The sequence below is a fragment of the Bowmanella denitrificans genome (assembly GCF_039522935.1).
Lineage (GTDB): Bacteria > Pseudomonadota > Gammaproteobacteria > Enterobacterales > Alteromonadaceae > Bowmanella > Bowmanella denitrificans.
In genome coordinates, this window is sequence record NZ_BAAAEI010000006.1 from 642887 (window position 1) to 661495 (window position 18609).

Below are 18609 nucleotides of genomic sequence, written 5' to 3' on the forward strand. Positions count from 1 at the left end.
CAGTGGGTCGGAATTCATTCCGACATCCTTCTCGCCTCACGCTTCACGCCTCACGCTTCACGCTTCACGCTTCACGCTTCACGCTTCACGCTTCACGCTTCACGCTTCACGCTTCACGCTTCACGCCCATCAATTGTAACCAATCATCCCAGCAGATATTGCAACCTGTAACAAAGCATTAACAGCACAAGTTTTTATCGCAACAACCCGCAATTGGTCGCAACAGCCATAGCCTGAAACTAAGCAAGCTCTAGGCTTAGCGGAACACCTTGTCTTGCACCCGATAAAAACAATGAATCTGACCCGAACCAGCGTAAAAAATCCGGCAGCCGTGCTGGTACTGGCAGCCTTACTCTGCCTGTTTGGCCTGCTGGCTGCCCTAAAACTGCCCATACAGCTAACACCCGACATAGAACAGCCGCAAATCAGCATAGGCACGGGATGGCGCTCCGCCGCACCGGAAGAAATGGAATCGGTGATAATTGAACCTTTGGAAAACGCCGTCAAAAATGCGCCCGGGGTGATTGATGTGACCACCAGTGTCCAGCGCGGCTTTGGCAATATCACCTTAACCTATGATGTCGGTACAGATATGCAGCGGGCCATGCTGGAGGTGATCAACCGGCTTAATCAGGCACCGCCGCTGCCGTTGGATGCCTTTGAACCTGTTGTCTCAGCCGGTGGCGGGCAAAATGGTCCGAATGCCGCATCCTTACTGGTGCGCACGGCACCAGGCAATGACGCCGAAGATATATCCCAGTACCAGCAGTTTATTGAAGATGTGGTAGAACCGCGTCTGGCCCGTATTCCCGGCGTCGCCCAGGTTAATCTTAACAGTCAACGTCCCAGAGAGCTGCGTATCAGCTTTGATCCCTACAAAGCAGCAGCACTGGGGATTGCCATAGGCGATATTAGTCGGGCCGTGGCCCGCTCCACCGATGTGTCTGGTGGTTTTGCTGATGTGGGAAGACGCCAGTACACCATACGTTTTGCCGGTCAGTATCAGGTCAGCGACTTAGGTAACATGATCCTGGCCTATCGTAATGAACGGCCGGTCTATCTAAGTGATATTGCCAGCATCGAAGACACCCTGGTAGACAGGTTTGGCTTTACGCTTAGAAACGGCGCGCCGGCCTACTATATCACTATCAGCCGAGATAGCGACGCCAACACAGTCGCGCTACTGGACAATATCAATCTGGCCATTGATGAACTCAATGCTGGCCCGTTGGCTGAGCGGGGATTGATGATCGATCTGAGTTTTGACTCCTCAGTACATATTCGCAATGCTCTGATTCTGGTCAAGAGCAACCTCGGCCTGGGGGTTTTGTTGGCCCTGGCAATACTTTGGTATTTCCTGCGCGGCTGGCGGGCCACCCTGATCATTGCCCTGACTATTCCGTTTTCCATTATGGTGGCGTTTCTGGCCCTTGGTATTCTGAATCGCTCTTTAAACGTAATATCCCTGGCGGGTATTGCTTTCGCAGTGGGGCTGGTACTGGATGCTGCCATCATAGTGCAGGAAAATATTGTCAGGCTGCGCACCGAAGGTCTGGACAGCAAAAAGGCAGTACTGCGCGGCGCCGGGCAAGTCACCGGCGCGCTGTTTGCCTCCACTGCCACCAGCGTGGCCATCTTTCTGCCTATCCTGTTTATGCAGGGAGTGGAGGGGCAATTGTTTTCCGACCTGGCCCTGACCTTGTCGGTATCTGTGATGGCCTCCATGCTGGGGGCCATCACAGTGCTTCCGCTGGCCAGCCACTACCTGCTTCGCGATTTGCCAGCGCAGGATAACCTGGCAAATTTGTGGCAAAAACTCAGCAACATGGTCATGCGCCTGACCAGCCATCAGGGCAAGCGACTGGCCTGGATTGGCGGCTTACTGGGCGCATCACTGGTAATAACGCTGAGTTTGCTCCCCAGAACCGACTTTATGCCACGCGCTCCCATTGATGGTTTCTTCTACGCCTTTAACCTGCCACCGGGCGGCAGTCTGAGTTTTCTGGAGGAAGAGCTGGCCAACCGGGTTAAACAACGCCTGGCGCCTTATCTGCAAGGAAGTAAACAACCCAAAATAAAGAGCTATAACTTCTATACCTTTGGACCCAGTGCCAGTGGTGGTTTTGTGTATGCCGACGATCCAACTCAGGTAGAAGAACTGATGCAGGTGGTCAGAACCCAGGTGCTTAACGATTTACCCGATACCCAGGTATTTATGTTCCGTGGTTCGATGATTAACGTGCAGGGTGGCGGTAACGGTCGTTCAATAAATATCGATCTGCAGGGACCGGATGTGGAAGCCCTGATGAATGCGGCCCAGACCGGCCTTGCTGCCATCAATCAACATATGCCTGGGGTGAGTGCCCAGCCGGTGCCAGGTTTGATGCTGGCAGAACCCGAACTGCGCCTGCTACCGGATGACCGGCGTATTGCGCAGGCCGGGCTGGATCGCGGTGATGTGGCTAACATGGTCAGAGCCTTAAGCGGTGGATTGTTTATCGCTGAGTATTTCGACGGCAACGACAGAATGAACCTTATTTTGCGGGGTGACAAATGGCAGACACCAGACGAGTTGTCAGCCATGCCAGTACACACGCCAAGAGCCGGGCTGCAAACTCTGGGCGAACTGGCGCAGGTACAAAGAACGGTCGGACCGACACAACTGCGTCGGGTAAACGGTAAACGGACCGTCAGTATTATTCTGAATCCGCCGGAGAATCTGTCTCTGCAAGACGCCATGCAGCAACTGGACGAACATGTGTTGCCGGTTATTCGTCAGGCACTGCCACTGGATGCCAGCATACAGATCAGCGGCAATGCCAATGATATGCAGCAGGCCATTGTGGATATGGGCAAAAATTTCCTGCTCGCCATAGTAATCCTGTTCCTGCTGATGACCGCATTATTCCGCTCGGCTTATGACAGCCTGCTGGTACTGACGGTCATGCCGCTGGCGGTGGCGGGCGGGGTACTGGCACTGTGGCTGCTGAATCTGTTCACCTTCCAGTCATTGGATCTGCTGACCATGATTGGCTTTATTATTCTGCTCGGTCTGGTGGTCAATAATGCCATCTTACTGGTAGATCAGACCCGTTTTGGTCAGCGTCAGGGCCTGCCCCTGACCGATGCTGTAGCGCAGGCCGTGCAAATCCGTGCCCGCCCGGTGTACATGAGTACCTTGACCAGCTTATTCGGCATGCTGCCATTGATGCTGGTGCCCGGGGTCGGCTCGGAGATTTACCGGGGCCTCGCCACAGTTATCGTCGGTGGCATGGCCTTTAGTGCCCTGTTTACTCTGATTTTACTGCCGGCATTACTGCAACTTGGACAGGGGCAGCGCCAATCCCAACTTGACACCGTACAGCTTATTCAGGAGTCCTGATATGAAATTCCAGTCCACCTTAGTTACCCTTGTCCTGCTGAGCTGCCAAGGCGCCTTCGCTAATGAGCCACCACCGAGCCCGGTCAGGGTTGATGAGGTTAAGCAAAGTGAGTTTGCTCCAACCGTGGAATTGGTTGGTAGTATTTTCAGCCGCCACAATGTCAAACTGACCGCCGGTGTGGCGGGACGTCTGGAATGGGTGGCAGAGCCTGGCAGCGTATTGGCCAAGGGCGAAACGGTCGCGCAGATCGATCCCCTGCCCTTACGCTTGCAACAGGCCGAACAACAAGCGCAAATCAAACGCGCCACAATTAATCTGCATTACCTGCAGCGTGAACTGCAGCGTCTCCAGGAGCTACGTCAGACTAATAGCGCGTCGGCCTTTCAATTGGATCAAACTCAGTCCCAGTTCGAATTGGCTCAGGCTGACCTGGAAATTGCTAAACTACGCCTGGCGCAGATTGACGATCAGTTGTCCCGCACTAAAGTACCCGCGCCTTTTCAGGGGGTAGTCACAGACAGGCTGCGTGAAGCCGGTGGTGATGTCAATCGCAGCGAAGAACTGGTGACCATGCTGGATACCGAAAACCTGGAAGCGCGTATTTTTGTACCGGTTAAATACCTGGCATTTTTGCGCCAGAGTAAGTCGATTGTGCTCAAAGCCGGTGAACAACAGGTGGAAGCCTGGGTTAAGGCCATTATTCCCGCTGCTGATATGCAATCGCAGTCCTTTGAGTTACGCGTCAGTTTACCGGAACAAGCCAGTGAAACCTGGACCGCCGGACAACTGGTGACCGCCACCGTCCCCATACAATCACCCAGCCTGGCCCTTACCGTGCACCGCGACGCCCTGATCCTGCGTCGGGATGGCACTTATGTGGTGCGTATCGATAAAGAAAACCGTGCGCACCGGGAAAAGATCGAAGTTGGTCAGGGCCAGAAAGAATGGGTCAGTATCAAACAGGGGCAACTAAAAGCCGGGGATAAAGTAGCCATACGCGGCGCAGAGCGCCTGCGCGACGGACAGCAGGTGCAAATCACCCAATCCTGATTCTCAAGGCTGGCTATTTTGCGCTAAGCTAATGGCCTTTGTGCGCAGTAAAACAGGGACTTGATGAAAACGGCGCTGAATGTTGTTGTCTGGACATTATTGGCACTGCTTGTCTGTGTGGCGGGACTTTGGTGGTTTCGCCAGCCTTTGGCCTTACAGCTGGCCAATCACTATCTGGCCCCCCATAAAGTACAGCTAAGCTGCCTGCAATGGGATTTACACCTGCAAACCAATCTGGATTGGCAGGTTTCGGCCCGCAGTGTATGTGTTCAAGGTCCGGGCTTTAGCGCCGAAGCGGCAAATGCACTATTCGATTTGTCTCAGTTGCAGGTGGCCAGCCTGCAACTTGTGCACCAGCCAGACAATGCCGCCACCCACAGTAAGGAAAATCAACCTGTCAGCTGGCAGCTCCCTGACTTGCCAGCGATTAGCATCGATAAGTTACAACTGCAAAGCCCGTTGCTTCGCCAACCTTTGGAAATGGCCGTTCGCTATCAACAGGGCAATCTGCAATTAAACGGCCCATGGCAGGCAGATATTGCCCTTAAAGACAACCAAGCCGAGTTACAACTGAATTGGAGACTGGCAGATTTAGCCAACTATTTACGCTTACCAGAAGCGCTTCCCGCAGCGCTGCTCGACAGTCCCATACACACACAAGCCAGTTTTGATGGCCAGAACCTGGTTGCCACCAACCAAATAGCAACGCAGTTCTCCTACCTTTTAGAGGCGTTGGAATGTCAGATGCCAATTGCTGTAACGGGTGAACTGGCCTTACGCCTGGATACCACGATGCTGCAAGCTGATATGGACCTCAGTGCCCTGCCAATTAAGCTGAATTTACAGCACTGCCCAATACCCAATCCAGCGGCAGAACTGTATAAGCCTGCACAAATAACAATTAACTTGCCAGACATCGCCAAAGTTAACCTGCAAAGCCTGAAGCTTGCCAGTGCAGAGGTGCAATTCACCGGTAAAACGCAGGGCCTGCTGACGTTAAATCATATTGATTGGCAGACAGATAAGCCGCTGACCGCCAGTTATCAGCTTAACAGCATACTGGTACCGGCCCAGCCCTCAGAACAGTGGTTCCCGCTGGCCCTGCAGGGTATTGGGCAAATTCACCTGAGCGTGGATAGCCAGGTACCAGACTATCAGCTGTCAGGACAGGAATGGCAACTGAGTGCAGATAGTTGGCGTGTCGAGGATTGGCAGGCCGACAAGCTTCAGCTCAACAGCCAATTCACGCTGGATAGCAAGGCGGGCCTACAGGCCGAACTGAAGGTTAAGGCGGCACAGGCTTTGAATAAAGATATCCGGCTGGGCGCAATAAAAACCACAATTAGTCTGGCATCACAAGATCTCAAAAATGTCACAGGCAAAACGGATTTGAGTCTGGATAATCTGGCAAGCGCAGATGGCAAAATTACTGGCCTGATGCACCAGCATCAGTTCAATGTTCAGCAAGGGCTGGTCACAATCCTTGGTAACACTAAACTGAAAAAACTGGATGTCCAAAAATGGCAGCTTAATGAGTTGGCTTTCAAACATGAATTGTTCATGCCTTTGAGCGAGCCGTTGCAGGGCCGCTCAGTACATCAATGGCAACTGCCTTCGGGTCTGCATGGCCAGGTTAATCAGGAGCAGAACAGGTTTAATCTGACCCTGCCTGCGCAAAGCAGCAATAAATTCACCCCGTTGCTTAAACCGCTGCTGCCACAATTGGCCTTGACGGCCGGTCAATTGGCCGCCAGCGCCGAGTATGCGCTGGACACAGGTAAACTGAATGCCAATATTGACGTTTCAACCTTATCACTTAGCTATCAGGACTATCAGGTTGAAGATATCAGTGTTAACAGCGACATCAGTTGGTATTCAGGTAACCTTCATCTGGCCCCCGCTACTCTGAGCATCAAGTCGGTAAATGTAGGCCTGCCCATTACAGATATCAGCGCCCAACTTGGCACAGATGCCAAAGGGCCGGTGCTAAGCGGATTAAATGGCAAATTGCTAAGTGGCGAATTTTCCCTGCCGCAGCTGCGCCTGGATAACAAGCCACAGCAAATGACCCTGGCGCTACGCCATCTTGATGCCGGTGAACTGGCTAAGTTGGGCAAAGATTCAGGCATAGAAGTGCGTGGCAAGGTGGGAGCTGATGTCCCCATCAAACTGGATGGCAAACTGGTAGAAGTAAAAGACGGCAAGTTATATAACGAAGGTCCAGCTAAATTGCTGATTTATGACAATGCAGCCTTTGACAGCCTGCTGGCCAGTCAGCCCAACCTGGCCCCCAGTTTATCGGCATTGAAGAACATGGATATTTCGTCACTGACCAGTACAGTGAACCTGAAACCTGATGGTTGGTTACTTTTAGATATGAAGATAAAGGGCCACAATCCTGGCAAGAAACAGGATGTAAATTTTAACTATACCCATGAAGAGAACCTCTTTACCCTGTTAAGGGCCCTGCAGTTAGGGGATGAGGTACAGAAAAAAGTGCAAGAAAAAGTCAAATGAGGAAAACGCTGTGAGAAGCCTATTGTTACTGTCAGCCTTGCTATCACTTGGCGCCTGCACCCACAGGGTACAGGTGGAAACCAAGGAACCTATTACCATCAATCTTAATGTCAAGGTCGACCATGAGATCCGCGTTAAGGTTGATAAAGAGCTGGACAGCCTGTTCAGCGAAGACAGCGAATTATTCTAAGGAGATTCTGATGAAAAACAGACTATTATCTGCCCTGTTCGCGCTGCCCCTGTTGCTGAGCTTGCCAGCCCTGGCGATAGAACTGGACGAAGCTAAAGACAAGGGCCTGGTGGGTGAACAAACCGACGGCTACCTGGGGATAGTCAAAAGTGCCCCGCAAGTGCCTGAGCTGGTGCAGGATGTCAACAGCAAACGCAAAGCCAAGTATCAGGAGCTGGCGCAAAAAAATGGCATTGCCCTTTCACAAGTGGAAGCCCTGGCCGGTAAAAAAGCCGTTGAAAAAACTCAACCTGGGCATTACATATTGCTTGATGGTCAATGGGTTAAGAAATAATCCAACACATTTTTCCTAACGCCAAGTCAGCCCGGCCAGTTATACTGGCCGTGTTTTTTTGCAGGAGCCACTATGTTTGAATGGATCGCCAGCCCCGAAGCCTGGATTGCCCTGGGCACCCTGATGGCCCTGGAAATCGTCCTTGGCATCGACAATATCATTTTTATTTCCATTCTGGTCGGCAGATTACCCCCAGAGCAACGAGACAAAGCACGTAAGCTGGGCATCGCCCTGGCAATGCTGACCCGCCTGGCGTTGCTGTTTTCCATTACCTGGGTGATGGGCCTGACCGACGCCTGGTTCAGTGTTCTGGGCAATGAGATTTCCGGACGGGATGTGATTTTAATTTTAGGTGGCCTGTTCCTGCTGGCAAAATCCACCCATGAAATTCACAACAGTCTGGAAGGGGATGCACAAGAGGGACAAGGCAGTGCCGCTGCCAGTTTTGGCGCCATTTTGGTACAAATTGCCATTTTGGATCTGGTGTTTTCGCTGGACTCGGTGATCACCGCCGTGGGCCTGGTGTCTCACCTGTCCATTATGGTGATTGCCGTGGTGGCCTCGGTTTTGGTCATGTTGTTTGCTGCCAAATCCATCGGTGAGTTTGTCGACGCCCACCCCACCATTAAAATGCTGGCACTCTCTTTCCTGATAATGGTGGGCTTTACCCTGGTTATCGAAGGATTCGATGTGCATGTGCCAAAAGGGTATATCTACTTCGCCATGGCATTTTCGGTGGCAGTGGAAGTGCTGAATATTCGGATACGCAAGCGCCAGCAGGCTAACAAAGTAAAACTTAATAAATCAATCAGCTAACGGGAAGCCGATGCAAACCAAATTTTTAATACTGTTGTTGTTACTGGTGCTGTTTTTTGTCAGCCGCGCCGGTATTCAGTTATTTATCCAAAAAGTGGTGGAAATGAAAGATGCCCCACTGACCCGCAAGGCCATGATTAAGAAGTTTCTGAACACCGCTCATCTGGCGGTGTTCCTGTTTGCAGCGTTGGTGACCATGGGCATTGATTATGCCAATCTGATGGTGTTTTTATCCTCCACCTTCGCCATCCTGGGCGTGGCGCTGGTTGCCCAGTGGTCGATTCTGGCCAATATCACCGCCGGCATTCTGATCTTCTTCAATTTCCCCTATCGGGTTGGCGACCGCATTATGATCGTCAATAAAGATTTTGATATGTCGGGCGTAATTGAGGAAATTACCACCTTTCATGTACTGATTCGCCGCGACCAGGGTGAGCTGATTACCTACCCCAACAGCCTGATTTTACAAACCCCGGTGATTAAACTGCCCGAACACGCCAAATCTTTACCGCAAAAAGCCGAGCAACTGGAGTCTGATTAATGTCAATCGTTCTGAAAACCCCGGAACAACTTGAACTGATGCGCCACTCAGGCCAGCTTCTGGCGGGCGTATTTGCGATGCTGGATGATTATGTGCAGGCCGGGATCAGTACCATGGACATCAACAATAAAGTCGAAGACTTTATTATTAATGAACTAAAGGCACGCCCGGCCAGTAAAGGCCAGTATGACTATCCCTATGTTCTGAACTGCTCTATCAATGAGGTCGTTTGCCATGGTATGCCCAAGGCCACGCAGAAGCTGAAAAAGGGCGACATTGTTAATCTGGATATCACCCTGGAGAAAAATGGTTTTGTGGCCGATTCCAGTAAGATGTATATGATTGGTCAGGTTACCCCATTGGCAAAGCGTTTGGTGGAAACCACCTATCAGGCCATGTGGGCCGGTATTCACACTGTCAAACCCGGTGCGACTCTGGGTGACGTCGGTCACGCCATTCAGAAAACAGCCGAAGCGGCAGGTTATTCCGTGGTGCGGGACTATTGTGGCCATGGCATTGGCGAAGAAATGCATGAAGGACCACAGGTGCTGCATTATGGCGAGCCTGGAACCGGGGTTGAATTGGTGCCGGGCATGACCTTTACCATTGAGCCGATGATCAATCAGGGCGGTTATCGCACCAAAACCAAAAAAGATGGCTGGACGGTGGTGACCCGTGACGGCAAGTTGTCTGCCCAGTGGGAGCATACTGTCGCCGTCACAGACAGCGGCGTGGAAATACTAACCTTGCGAGCGGAGGAACAACCATGAGTCTGGAAAACCGGCTGGAACTGGCCACCCTGCCTACCCCACTTCAGCCCATGCAGAATCTGTCTGACAAGTTAGGCGGGCCTGAACTTTGGATCAAGCGTGATGATCTTACCGGTCTGGCGCTGGGCGGCAATAAGACCCGCAAGCTGGAGTACATGCTGTTTGAAGCGCTGCAACAAGGTGCGGATTGCATTATCACAGCAGGCGCCATTCAGTCCAATCACTGCCGACAAACCGCCGCCGCGGCAGCGATGCTGGAGCTGGAATGTCATCTGGTGCTAGGCGGTCATGAGCCTGGCTCCTGTAACGGCAATCTGCTGCTGGATAAATTGCTGGGCGCCCAAATTCATTGGGCAGGTGATCATCGTAAAGGTGAAGATATTCCGTTGTTGGTGGAAAAACTTCAGGCTCAGGGCAAAAAGCCTTATGTCGTGCCTTACGGCGGTTCCAATTTGCTGGGTGCCCTGGGCTATGCCAATGCCGTGCTGGAGTTGGTAAAACAGAGCGAAACCCGTTTTACCCATATTGTCTTTGCTTCCGCGTCTGGCGGCACCCACGCCGGGATTTTGGCTGGCGCCCGGTTGGTAGGCTTAACTGCTCAGGTGCTGGGTATTCGCATTGATAAACTGGACGCTCCGGACCAGCCATTTGCTGACAAGGTCTTGAATCTGGCTAACGAAGTCGCTGCAGATTTGGCCCTGGAAGCTTTTAGCAAAGAGGATGTGTTGTTAAGTGAGGATTATCTGGGGGGCGGCTATGCGGTCATTGGTGATGCTGAACGTCAGGCCATTACCACCTTAGCGAAAAATGAAGCCATATTGCTGGACCCGGTTTACACAGGACGCGCCATGGCGGGATTGCTGGATTTAATTAACAAAGGGTACTTCCACGCAGAGGATAAAGTGTTGTTCTGGCATACCGGTGGGGCACCTGCCCTATTCGCTTACGCCGATGCACTTTAGCCGTTTGGTCGAACTGAAGTTCGACCTGCTGTGTTTGCTAACATAGCGGTGTGCTGGTGATTATTGTAAGGGAGCGCGAATAAACGCGACTCCCTTTGTATGCTCTTGCGGCTTCACAAACCCAACAAATACTGCCATACGGCCTGTTCAATGGTCACTAATGCCTGGGCAGAGGCATCACCTTCAAGATCACCGCCGGTGGTTAAAATCACCAGGGCAATATCGTTTTGTAAATCACCGATGATTTCTGTTGATACCCCAGGGTCGCCGCCACTATGGCGTATGTAGCTGCCGTCCACTTCCCAGAATAAACCGTGTTGCCCAAACAAAGCCGGGTTATCTGTTAGTGCTGATTTCACTGCATTGGCATTCAGTACCTGCTGATCCCCCAGTTTGCCCTGATGCATCATAGCATCGAGATAACGACTAAGATCCCGTGCAGATGAGCGCAACTCGCCATCGGCACTGGTCACACCGCTATACTGTGGAATAGGCTCATTCACACCGTCGCCATCCAGATCAGCATAAAGCGTCGCCTGATCAGGCAAAGCCGGATCCCAACTGGTATTATGCATGCCTAACGGCGTGAACAAACGATGCTGAGTATAATCAAAATAGTCCACATAGCCCTGTTGGTTTAAAAAGCGTCCAAAGGCATAGGATGCCAATCCGGTTGCCAAGTTACTGTACTCACTGAACATGCCAGGCTCAAAAGTCGGGTGTTGCAGATAGTTATCCTGCTGATACAACACTCCTCCGGGAACAAGGTAGCTTTTTAAAAATCTTCCCAAATCGGTTTCTACCGGGTCCGGACAGCTGTCGCTGACATAAAGCTCGTTGTATAAAGAGCGACTGTCATCCAGCGCGTAATAAGCACACAGATAGGAGGCATCCGTTGTACCGGAAGTGTGGCTGGCCAGATGCGCGAAACTGGCCTGTTGTGATGCGCCTTGCAATGGAAAGTCCAACCAGTTTTGCACCGGTGCAGATAAGTCCAGTTCCAGCTCGTGCTGGGCATGAGCCAGTGCCGTCCCGAGAAAGGTCTTACTCACTGAAGCCAGCTTAAATGGCGTATCCAGTGTCACAGGCCGGCCGCTGTCATCAGCCTGACCATAGTTACCCTGCCAAACAATTTGCCCCTGTTTGATTGCCGCAATACTGGCGCCCACCAGGTTAGCGTCGGCCAGTATGGTCTCAATATTGTTATCCAACTCGCTTTCACTGCTCGCTGGTGCCAGTTTTCCACCCAGTTGTGTCAGTACATAATCGTAACTACTGAAGCGGCCAAACTGCGCACCGGAAAGACTGTAAGTTGGCAGATACACATGGGGCGGGATACCGCTCTTTTCAAAATGGCGGCCAAGGTGATCCCAATAAAATTCATGAGAAAGCTCAGCGTCCCAGCCATTAGGTAAACTTCCGGGTAATTTGTCTGACAACCCGCCCCAGGTTGATTGTCCGACTAAGGTCACCTGAGGCAGAGCCGACATGGCCAGGGTGAAGGTTTCGCCAGCGCTGACGGTATCTTCACTGACAAGCAGATAAACCGGTTTATTGTAGAATATGTCGCCATCCGGCTCGATAAAGAACTCACCGACTGGCGAGTTTCCATGCTTGTTTCTGGCCTGTTTGGTAAAGGCGAGTCGCCGTTCATTGGTCAGGTAAGAGGCAATCTTTAGTCCCAGCGGATCAAATCCGCCGTCATTCAGGCGAATATCGACGATCATGCCCTTAGTGTCAACCAAATCTGCCATGATTTCAGGCATGATTTCATCCAGTACCGCCAGGTCTTCAGGGGCACCTTTACCACTAAACCCGTACATTCGGGTCACCACCAGTATGGCGACATTCTGTGCGGTTTTCCCCCAAATCATGCCAGGTAAACCAGAGTCGCCCAGCTCACCACCACTATCGGCGACGATATAGCTACGAATGCGCTGTATGTATTCGTTAATGTAGAGTTCCTGCAACGCGTCCAGTTGCGCTTCACTAATACTGGGGTCATCCATAAAGGCACTAACCTGCGCCTGCTCAATTTGTTTAAACAACTGGCCTGTTTTACTGTTGGGTGAATATTCCCTGTCCAGGGTTTGTGCAGACAGCACTACATGGCCGTCCTTCAGAGGCTCAAGCATTTGGGTAAAGATATCGAACAGTTGTTCATCCGTGGTGGACGCATTAACAAGCGGGCGATGCCTGTCATACATGGCTTGCCAGTCCACTTCACGCAAAGCAAAAAAAGCATAAAGTTCATTAAACTTATGCCAGAAGTATTCGAAGTTCGCTACCGGGTCCTGGCTTTCGTCTGTGCCATCCACACATACCGAAGGTAAGGTATCGACCCGTTCAAATACAAAGCGGTAGTAAGGGCCATACTCAATGAGATCGAACTCCAGACGATTGGCACCGGGCAACGAGAAGTCACCAAAAGTGCTATCGGCTTGTGCCATTGGTACATTCATCAACGGCAGGCAACCGGCCTGATTGGCTTCAAAAATGCGCACTCCCTGGCTGTCCGCCTGCAAATAGCGGCCATACCCTTTTTGTACCCAAGCTCCTTGCGCTTGCTGATACACTGTCGGTTCAACCGGTATAACGGGTTTCTTATTGTCTGAGCCGCAACCAGCTATTCCCAGAGCAATGGCCGATAAACAAAATAGTCGTAACATACTCAATCCTTTTGTTGGTGATGTGGCCAATAGCATGCCAAGGGGACAGCCTGAAATCCGTTCAGGCTTGTGGCAAAGTTGTATGGGAATGTCGATAGTTGTGCTTGTAACCGGGATTTTCAGTCACACCAAGGCATGGGTAATCGAACTAACTTTTAGTTACAGGTTGGGAGTTAAGGTTATTTGCCGCAGCTATGCGCAGGGAAATACCAGACATGGCGGATTTTCTGTTCGTTAAATTCATAGACCGCAATACTGCATTGGCTTTTCTGCTCGTCCCTTGACAGCCACGTTGCTTCTTCGAGGGTATAGACAAATGCACCACTGCTGTCGATTGAGCGAAGCCTGGAACGGGCACTGGGTACACTTTCAAAATAACTTGTCATAGCGTCGCGAAGTTGCGCCTGAGTTGAGGTTTCAATTGAAAGTTGCTGTGCGGAGATACTCATCCAATGTATATCAGGGGTAGTCATCGCCAACATGGCATTCACATCATGACGGTTAAATGCATCTATGAATTTTTCAACTGTTCTGATGTTTTCCTGCCCATGCAACAAGCCACAAAATAGCAGCGTCACCAGCAAAACCAGTCGCTTTATATACATATCAGTCCCTCAGCCAAGGTAAAAACCGATGGGAAATATCCGCATCACTCATGGTCAGGCAGTGATGATCCTGCACCAGTAAAAAGCTGTCAGGTGCATGCGTATTCTGACCAAATTCGTGTAACAAATGCTGGCCCGTTACCCCTTGCATGGCGGCAAATTAAAACACAGCCTTAGGATCTCTGGCGATGATAAAATTCACTGCGCCATGACACAGATTGCATACCCCATCAAATACGATGATCTGCCGACTAGCCGCCAAAATGCACCCGGTAATCCATAGGCGTAAAACCAAAGCGTAACTTGAACAAACGACCAAAGCTATTGGCACCGCTAAATCCGCATTCCTGACACACCCGCTCCAGACTATAACCGTCACACAGCAACAGACTGCGCGCCCGATCCAGACGCAACTGCTCAAGGTAACGGCTGGGAGAAAGGCCAAATCGCTGAGTAAAAATACGCCTGAAATGCCGCTCACTCAGACAGGCCTTATCTGCCATTTGTGCCAGGCCGATGGGACGGTGTAAGTTGTCGAGCACCCATTGTTGTAGCTGAATAAAACGGGTTTCCTCGCTGGCCTGCACCGTCAGTGGTCGTGAATACTGGGTCTGATTGCCACTGCGGCGCAGGTACATGACCAGCTCCTGGGCAACGGTTTGGGCCAGATGTAGCCCCAGATCTTCTTCCAATATCGCCAGGCACAAATCAATGCCCGCCGTCATGCCGCCTGAGGAATAGTATTTATCCTCTTTGTGATACAAGGCCTCGGCATTAACCTGCACGGCAGGAAAGGCGTCCTGCAATTGCTGAGCAAAGCGCCAGTGAGTAGACAAGGTTTTGCCATTCACCAGACCACTGGCGGCCAGTAAGAATGCCCCGGTGCAAATGCTGATTAGTTTTTCAAGCTGACTATCCTGGCTGCACAACCAGTGCAAAAACACAGGATTCTGCTGTAGTTGCTGGTTACCGCTGCCACCGGGCAGCACCAGATAATCCAGTGCAGGACAATCATTCAGTGCGACGTCTGCCATCAGTTTCAGACCGTTTTCGGCCCTGACCGGTTGCGTATTCAAACCCAGCAGATGTATTTGATAAAACGCCGGGCGCCCCAATTTTTTCAGCTCCTCATTAGCCTGCCCAAAGGTATCTAAAGCACCTGCTAAATCAACGGCTTGCACCTGCTCATAAATAAAAATACCCACTTGCTTCATTGGCTGCTCCACCTGAGGTTTTAAGCAACTATAACAATGCCCAGCATTGACCGAAAGGACACGAACAGTGCAAATTCGGCCATAAAATATGAGATTTCAGGCGGCTTGATGAAGCGAATCAAGAATATCCAACAAGGCGGTTTCGTCCGGCTCCAGGTCGGTTTGTTGCGCTCCGCTGAGGCGCTGACGGGTATGCCAGTCGCAATTTTCAATCACAACCGGGTCGATATAGCCAGGGTCATTGTGCAATGACAAAGGACCTGGATGCAGACATTGCCAAAGGCGCGCAGAATCAGTCAGTTGTTGCTGAAAATAGGCCGCCTGAATCTCGGCCTGTCGCCAATGTTCGGTATCTGCCTTAAGGGGAAAGGCGGGGGCCCCCGTCAGGGTTTCGGTGGCCTCAGGCAAGGCCACCGCAGACGGCTCGCTGACAATCTGCAGGCGTTCAAGCAGATTTTGTTGCAGCATACTCAGCAGCAGACTGAAGGTCTGGCCCTGGCCCGGCCGGGCGGCCTGGCTTAGCTTACCATTGAACTCCAAATCGTTGACGATATTGCGCATACTCTCCCCACCTTCCGGCTACACTTGGTTATCGTTTACGCAGCACATAACTTTAGTTTGCTTTGTGGCGGTGATTCAAAGAAGATGGCTGGAGCAGTAACTATTGGATGTACGAAACTCAGGCTAAGATGGCGACCCTGTCCTACCATAATAAACGCGTATTAGTCGTTGATGATCAACGACCCTTTCTAATCCTGTTGCGCGGCATAATGAACAACCTGGGTGCCACTTCTGTTGTCGTGGTGCAAAACGGTGAATCTGCCGTGGCGGCCTGCCGCCAGGAGAAGTTCGATATCATTATTTCCGATCTGCATCTTGGCAGTGACAAAAAAAACGGCTACCAGTTGTTGGAAGAACTGCGGGTACGCAAGCTGATCAAATCCACCACCATCTATATGATGGTCAGTGCCGACAGCGACCGGCCAATGGTGTTAGGCAGCATTGAAAAACAACCTGACGGTTACATTATCAAGCCGTTTTCACAATCGCAGTTACATAGCAGATTGTCCCGTGCCTACCACAAACGGCACACGCTCAAAGACGTTTATCAGAAAGTGATGGACGGTGAAAATGTTGCTGCCATTGAGGAATGCCGCAAACTCATCCGTTCCGGTAACAGATATAGCAAATACTGTCTGTCCATCCTGCTGGATTTACTGTGGCGGGAGAACCGCAATGAAGAAGCCCTGCAGTTACTCAACTCTATCAGCGACGCAAAGCCCCTGCCCTGGGTGAATATTGCCCTGGCACGCACGCATTTATACCTTGGTAATATTCCTGATGCCATGCTGCTTGCCAGCCGGGTCGCCGCACAGAAACTCTATGCCGTGGAAGGCCTGGACATCATGGCCCAGTGCCGGGTTAAGCGAAACGAGTTGGATGACGCACTAAAAACTATACAAGCAGCCCTGAATATTGCCCCATTTTCTCTCACCCGGCAGTTCCTGGGCTGTGAGATAGCCAGATTAGCCGGCGACTTTGAGTTAGCCAAAAACTGTTGCCAGGCCATTTTAGAGCAAAGCAAAAAGTCGGTTCATCGCAGTGTCACGCACCTTTGCAACTATGTACGCAGCATATTGGACGCTGCGGAACAAGCCGAAGATAAGAAACTGCGCAACCGTTATCATCAGGAAGCCATGCTGGTGTTGCAACGTAACCGCAACGATGAATTGTTAAGCCGCACCAGAGAAAGCTTTGACTACAATATATTTGAAGATCTGGTTGGGGCCAGAATTAACCTGATTGACGGCAAGCTGCTGGAAGCCAAACGCACCTTAAATGCCACACAGTTCGAACTGCGCAGCCGCTTTGAGGAATATCCCATGGCACTGGCACCGGATTCCCTGACCCTGATGACCGATCTGGGGGAATTTGAAGACGCGAATCGCCTGCTCAGTGAACTGAAAAGCAGCAACCTGCCGGTGGATCCCAATCTGCAATATTTAATTGGTAATATTGAACGCAGGCAAACTGAGGTCAGAGAGAACTACAATAAGCACAACAGAGCAGGTATTTCGCAATATGCGGAAGGTCAATACGAGGCAGCCTACCAGTCATTTCTGCAGGCCCAGGAACTGGCCCCCATGAACACCGGGGTGGCACTGAACTTGCTGCAATGCTTGCTTAAATTGATGGAAAAAATGACCAAGCCCGACCAGCAACTGCTGATGAAATGCCGTCAAACCTACAGAATGGTAGATGGCATGCGTTTGCCGGAAAGTCATCAAAGCAAGTTTGACAGTATAAAAGAAAATGTTAAAAGCTATCTGGAGCACAGATGAAAAAGCACACACTGATCCCCGCATTGTTGGCCAGTCTGGCAATAGGTTGTACCAGCACTGACAATCCCTGCGAGCGAATTCTTGAAGTGAAGCAACAGGAACAGCAGTGCGCAGAGTGGCGCAAGGTGATGATGGATAAGGAGCATCCACAGCAGGCGCTGACAGCAAAAAAACGCTATGAGGAAGCCTGTCTGGAATTACGATACTATCGCGATCAATACGACACTATCTGTAAAGGTGATGAGCGCGCCATTGGCGAGCCAAGGAAACCTGAAGAATCAAAGCAATAGGTTAATTGAAGAGGCTGGTACTAAGCCAGCCGTCCTTGTTGATAATCACTGATAGCCTGTTGGATTTCGGCCTCTGTGTTCATAACAAAAGGCCCATACTGCACTACAGGTTCGCCGATAGGCTCGCCTGCCACCAGAATGAGTCTGGTATCAGCTTCCAACTTAAGTCCAAGATTCTCCCCATGCCCCAATACGGCAAGTTGCCCTTTTTTCAGCAGCTTGTCGCCAACGCTTAATTGCCCCTCGTAAGGGTAAATAAAGGCGTTGTGATGCTGCGGCAATGGAATGTCGATTTCACCGCCTTGTTGTGTCTGAACATCCACAAACAGCGGTTTAACAGCCTGGGTACTGACAGGACCCGTTGCGCCAAACAGCTCTCCGGCCAACACCCGGATAAGTATGCCCGGTTGTGGCGAAACTTCGGTAACCTTATCAGCCGCAATATCCTGATAACCCGGCGCCGACATCTTCTCACTGGCCGGCAAATTCACCCATAATTGAAAGCCTCGCATTAACCCCTGGGTCTGCTGTGGCATTTCTTCATGAATGATTCCTCTGCCAGCATTCATCCACTGCAAGCCGCCAGTCTCGATAACGCCTTTATTCCCCACAGAGTCGGCGTGACCCATTTTACCCGCCAGCATATAAGTAACAGTTTGGAATCCCCGATGAGGGTGTGGCGGGAATCCGGCCAGATAGTCACTTGGCTGATCAGAGCCAAACTCATCCAACATTAAAAAAGGATCCAGGCGCGGCAAAGCGGGTTGTCCTATCAGTCTTGTCAGCGCCACACCAGCACCATCCTGGGTGCGAATGCCGCTTAGGGTCTGGATAATCTGTCTGTTAGCCATGGTTGTGCTCCTGGAAAGTGATGTGCTGATTGAACCACCGAAGGAAGAGAACATAAAGCGCAATAAATACGAAGA

Annotated in this window: 16 protein-coding genes; 11 read left to right on the forward strand and 5 right to left on the reverse strand. The window is 51.2% G+C overall.

Features of this window, described 5'->3' with window-relative positions; genetic code table 11:
• Window positions 1–292: 292 nt before the first annotated feature.
• From ABD028_RS05795 to ABD028_RS05835, 9 genes are all read left to right on the forward strand, one after another.
• Window positions 293–3382, forward strand: coding sequence for an efflux RND transporter permease subunit (locus ABD028_RS05795; RefSeq protein ID WP_343842816.1), 3090 nt, complete (start codon window positions 293–295; stop codon window positions 3380–3382).
• A gap of 1 nt (window position 3383) precedes the next feature.
• A complete protein-coding gene (locus ABD028_RS05800) occupies window positions 3384–4433 on the forward strand; it encodes an efflux RND transporter periplasmic adaptor subunit (protein ID WP_102795037.1) in 1050 nt (349 codons plus the stop codon).
• Between the two features lie 63 nt (window positions 4434–4496).
• Window positions 4497–6950 carry an intermembrane phospholipid transport YdbH family protein gene (locus ABD028_RS05805; RefSeq protein ID WP_343842820.1) on the forward strand — a complete coding sequence of 818 codons (2454 nt, stop codon included), beginning with the start codon at window positions 4497–4499 and terminating at the stop codon, window positions 6948–6950.
• Window positions 6913–7140: a YnbE family lipoprotein gene (locus tag ABD028_RS05810; protein ID WP_172449231.1), complete on the forward strand. Its 228-nt coding sequence runs from the start codon at window positions 6913–6915 to the stop codon at window positions 7138–7140. Before ABD028_RS05805 ends, ABD028_RS05810 begins: the two co-directional genes overlap by 38 nt.
• A 10-nt stretch (window positions 7141–7150) precedes the next feature.
• Window positions 7151–7474, forward strand: a complete 324-nt coding sequence (locus ABD028_RS05815; RefSeq protein WP_102795034.1) for a YdbL family probable chaperone protein — start codon at window positions 7151–7153, stop codon at window positions 7472–7474.
• A gap of 72 nt (window positions 7475–7546) precedes the next feature.
• Window positions 7547–8290, forward strand: a complete 744-nt coding sequence (locus tag ABD028_RS05820) for a TerC family protein (RefSeq protein WP_343842824.1) — start codon at window positions 7547–7549, stop codon at window positions 8288–8290.
• A gap of 10 nt (window positions 8291–8300) precedes the next feature.
• A complete protein-coding gene (locus tag ABD028_RS05825; protein WP_102795032.1) occupies window positions 8301–8831 on the forward strand; it encodes a mechanosensitive ion channel domain-containing protein in 531 nt (176 codons plus the stop codon).
• Window positions 8831–9601 (forward strand): type I methionyl aminopeptidase, encoded by a 771-nt coding sequence (gene map, locus ABD028_RS05830; protein ID WP_102795031.1) that lies wholly within the window; start codon window positions 8831–8833, stop codon window positions 9599–9601. The genes ABD028_RS05825 and map overlap by 1 nt, the downstream gene beginning before the upstream one ends.
• On the forward strand, window positions 9598–10563 hold the full coding sequence (locus ABD028_RS05835; RefSeq protein WP_343842829.1) for a D-cysteine desulfhydrase family protein: 966 nt from the start codon (window positions 9598–9600) through the stop codon (window positions 10561–10563). Before map ends, ABD028_RS05835 begins: the two co-directional genes overlap by 4 nt.
• A gap of 113 nt (window positions 10564–10676) precedes the next feature.
• Here the strand turns inward: ABD028_RS05835 and ABD028_RS05840 are convergent, their stop codons facing one another.
• The 4 genes from ABD028_RS05840 to ABD028_RS05855 all read right to left on the reverse strand — a co-directional run bounded on the left by ABD028_RS05840 (window position 10677) and on the right by ABD028_RS05855 (window position 15612).
• The gene (locus ABD028_RS05840; RefSeq protein ID WP_343842832.1) at window positions 10677–13232 is read right to left on the reverse strand and encodes a serine hydrolase; all 2556 of its coding nucleotides are present in this window, start codon (window positions 13230–13232) and stop codon (window positions 10677–10679) included.
• 179 nt (window positions 13233–13411) lie between these two features.
• Window positions 13412–13837 (reverse strand): nuclear transport factor 2 family protein, encoded by a 426-nt coding sequence (locus tag ABD028_RS05845; RefSeq protein ID WP_343842834.1) that lies wholly within the window; start codon window positions 13835–13837, stop codon window positions 13412–13414.
• Window positions 13838–14088: 251 nt separating this feature from the next.
• A complete protein-coding gene (locus ABD028_RS05850; RefSeq protein ID WP_343842837.1) occupies window positions 14089–15051 on the reverse strand; it encodes a GlxA family transcriptional regulator in 963 nt (320 codons plus the stop codon).
• A 96-nt stretch (window positions 15052–15147) separates the two neighbouring features.
• Entirely contained in the window at window positions 15148–15612 is a 465-nt protein-coding gene (locus ABD028_RS05855; RefSeq protein WP_343842840.1) for a VC2046/SO_2500 family protein, read from the reverse strand.
• A gap of 107 nt (window positions 15613–15719) precedes the next feature.
• Here ABD028_RS05855 and ABD028_RS05860 point away from each other — a divergent pair, with 107 nt between their 5' ends.
• Together ABD028_RS05860 and ABD028_RS05865 are read left to right on the forward strand one after the other, a co-directional pair.
• Entirely contained in the window at window positions 15720–17393 is a 1674-nt protein-coding gene (locus tag ABD028_RS05860; RefSeq protein WP_102795025.1) for a response regulator, read from the forward strand.
• Entirely contained in the window at window positions 17390–17683 is a 294-nt protein-coding gene (locus tag ABD028_RS05865; RefSeq protein ID WP_102795024.1) for a hypothetical protein, read from the forward strand. Before ABD028_RS05860 ends, ABD028_RS05865 begins: the two co-directional genes overlap by 4 nt.
• A gap of 20 nt (window positions 17684–17703) precedes the next feature.
• Here ABD028_RS05865 and ABD028_RS05870 read toward each other — a convergent pair whose 3' ends face one another.
• Window positions 17704–18534: a pirin family protein gene (locus ABD028_RS05870; RefSeq protein WP_343842844.1), complete on the reverse strand. Its 831-nt coding sequence runs from the start codon at window positions 18532–18534 to the stop codon at window positions 17704–17706.
• Between the last annotated feature and the right edge of the window lie 75 nt (window positions 18535–18609).

What these genes read in the sequence shown, in the direction of transcription:
- ABD028_RS05795 (WP_343842816.1), top strand. Translation starts at nt 293, where the DNA reads ATGAATCTGACCCGAACCAGCGTAAAAAATCCGGCAGCCGTGCTGGTA.
- ABD028_RS05800 (WP_102795037.1), top strand. Translation starts at nt 3,384, where the DNA reads ATGAAATTCCAGTCCACCTTAGTTACCCTTGTCCTGCTGAGCTGCCAA.
- ABD028_RS05805 (WP_343842820.1), top strand. Translation starts at nt 4,497, where the DNA reads ATGAAAACGGCGCTGAATGTTGTTGTCTGGACATTATTGGCACTGCTT.
- ABD028_RS05810 (WP_172449231.1), top strand. Translation starts at nt 6,913, where the DNA reads ATGAGGTACAGAAAAAAGTGCAAGAAAAAGTCAAATGAGGAAAACGCT.
- ABD028_RS05815 (WP_102795034.1), top strand. Translation starts at nt 7,151, where the DNA reads ATGAAAAACAGACTATTATCTGCCCTGTTCGCGCTGCCCCTGTTGCTG.
- ABD028_RS05820 (WP_343842824.1), top strand. Translation starts at nt 7,547, where the DNA reads ATGTTTGAATGGATCGCCAGCCCCGAAGCCTGGATTGCCCTGGGCACC.
- ABD028_RS05825 (WP_102795032.1), top strand. Translation starts at nt 8,301, where the DNA reads ATGCAAACCAAATTTTTAATACTGTTGTTGTTACTGGTGCTGTTTTTT.
- map (WP_102795031.1), top strand. Translation starts at nt 8,831, where the DNA reads ATGTCAATCGTTCTGAAAACCCCGGAACAACTTGAACTGATGCGCCAC.
- ABD028_RS05835 (WP_343842829.1), top strand. Translation starts at nt 9,598, where the DNA reads ATGAGTCTGGAAAACCGGCTGGAACTGGCCACCCTGCCTACCCCACTT.
- ABD028_RS05840 (WP_343842832.1), bottom strand. Translation starts at nt 13,232, where the DNA reads ATGTTACGACTATTTTGTTTATCGGCCATTGCTCTGGGAATAGCTGGT.
- ABD028_RS05845 (WP_343842834.1), bottom strand. Translation starts at nt 13,837, where the DNA reads ATGTATATAAAGCGACTGGTTTTGCTGGTGACGCTGCTATTTTGTGGC.
- ABD028_RS05850 (WP_343842837.1), bottom strand. Translation starts at nt 15,051, where the DNA reads ATGAAGCAAGTGGGTATTTTTATTTATGAGCAGGTGCAAGCCGTTGAT.
- ABD028_RS05855 (WP_343842840.1), bottom strand. Translation starts at nt 15,612, where the DNA reads ATGCGCAATATCGTCAACGATTTGGAGTTCAATGGTAAGCTAAGCCAG.
- ABD028_RS05860 (WP_102795025.1), top strand. Translation starts at nt 15,720, where the DNA reads ATGTACGAAACTCAGGCTAAGATGGCGACCCTGTCCTACCATAATAAA.
- ABD028_RS05865 (WP_102795024.1), top strand. Translation starts at nt 17,390, where the DNA reads ATGAAAAAGCACACACTGATCCCCGCATTGTTGGCCAGTCTGGCAATA.
- ABD028_RS05870 (WP_343842844.1), bottom strand. Translation starts at nt 18,534, where the DNA reads ATGGCTAACAGACAGATTATCCAGACCCTAAGCGGCATTCGCACCCAG.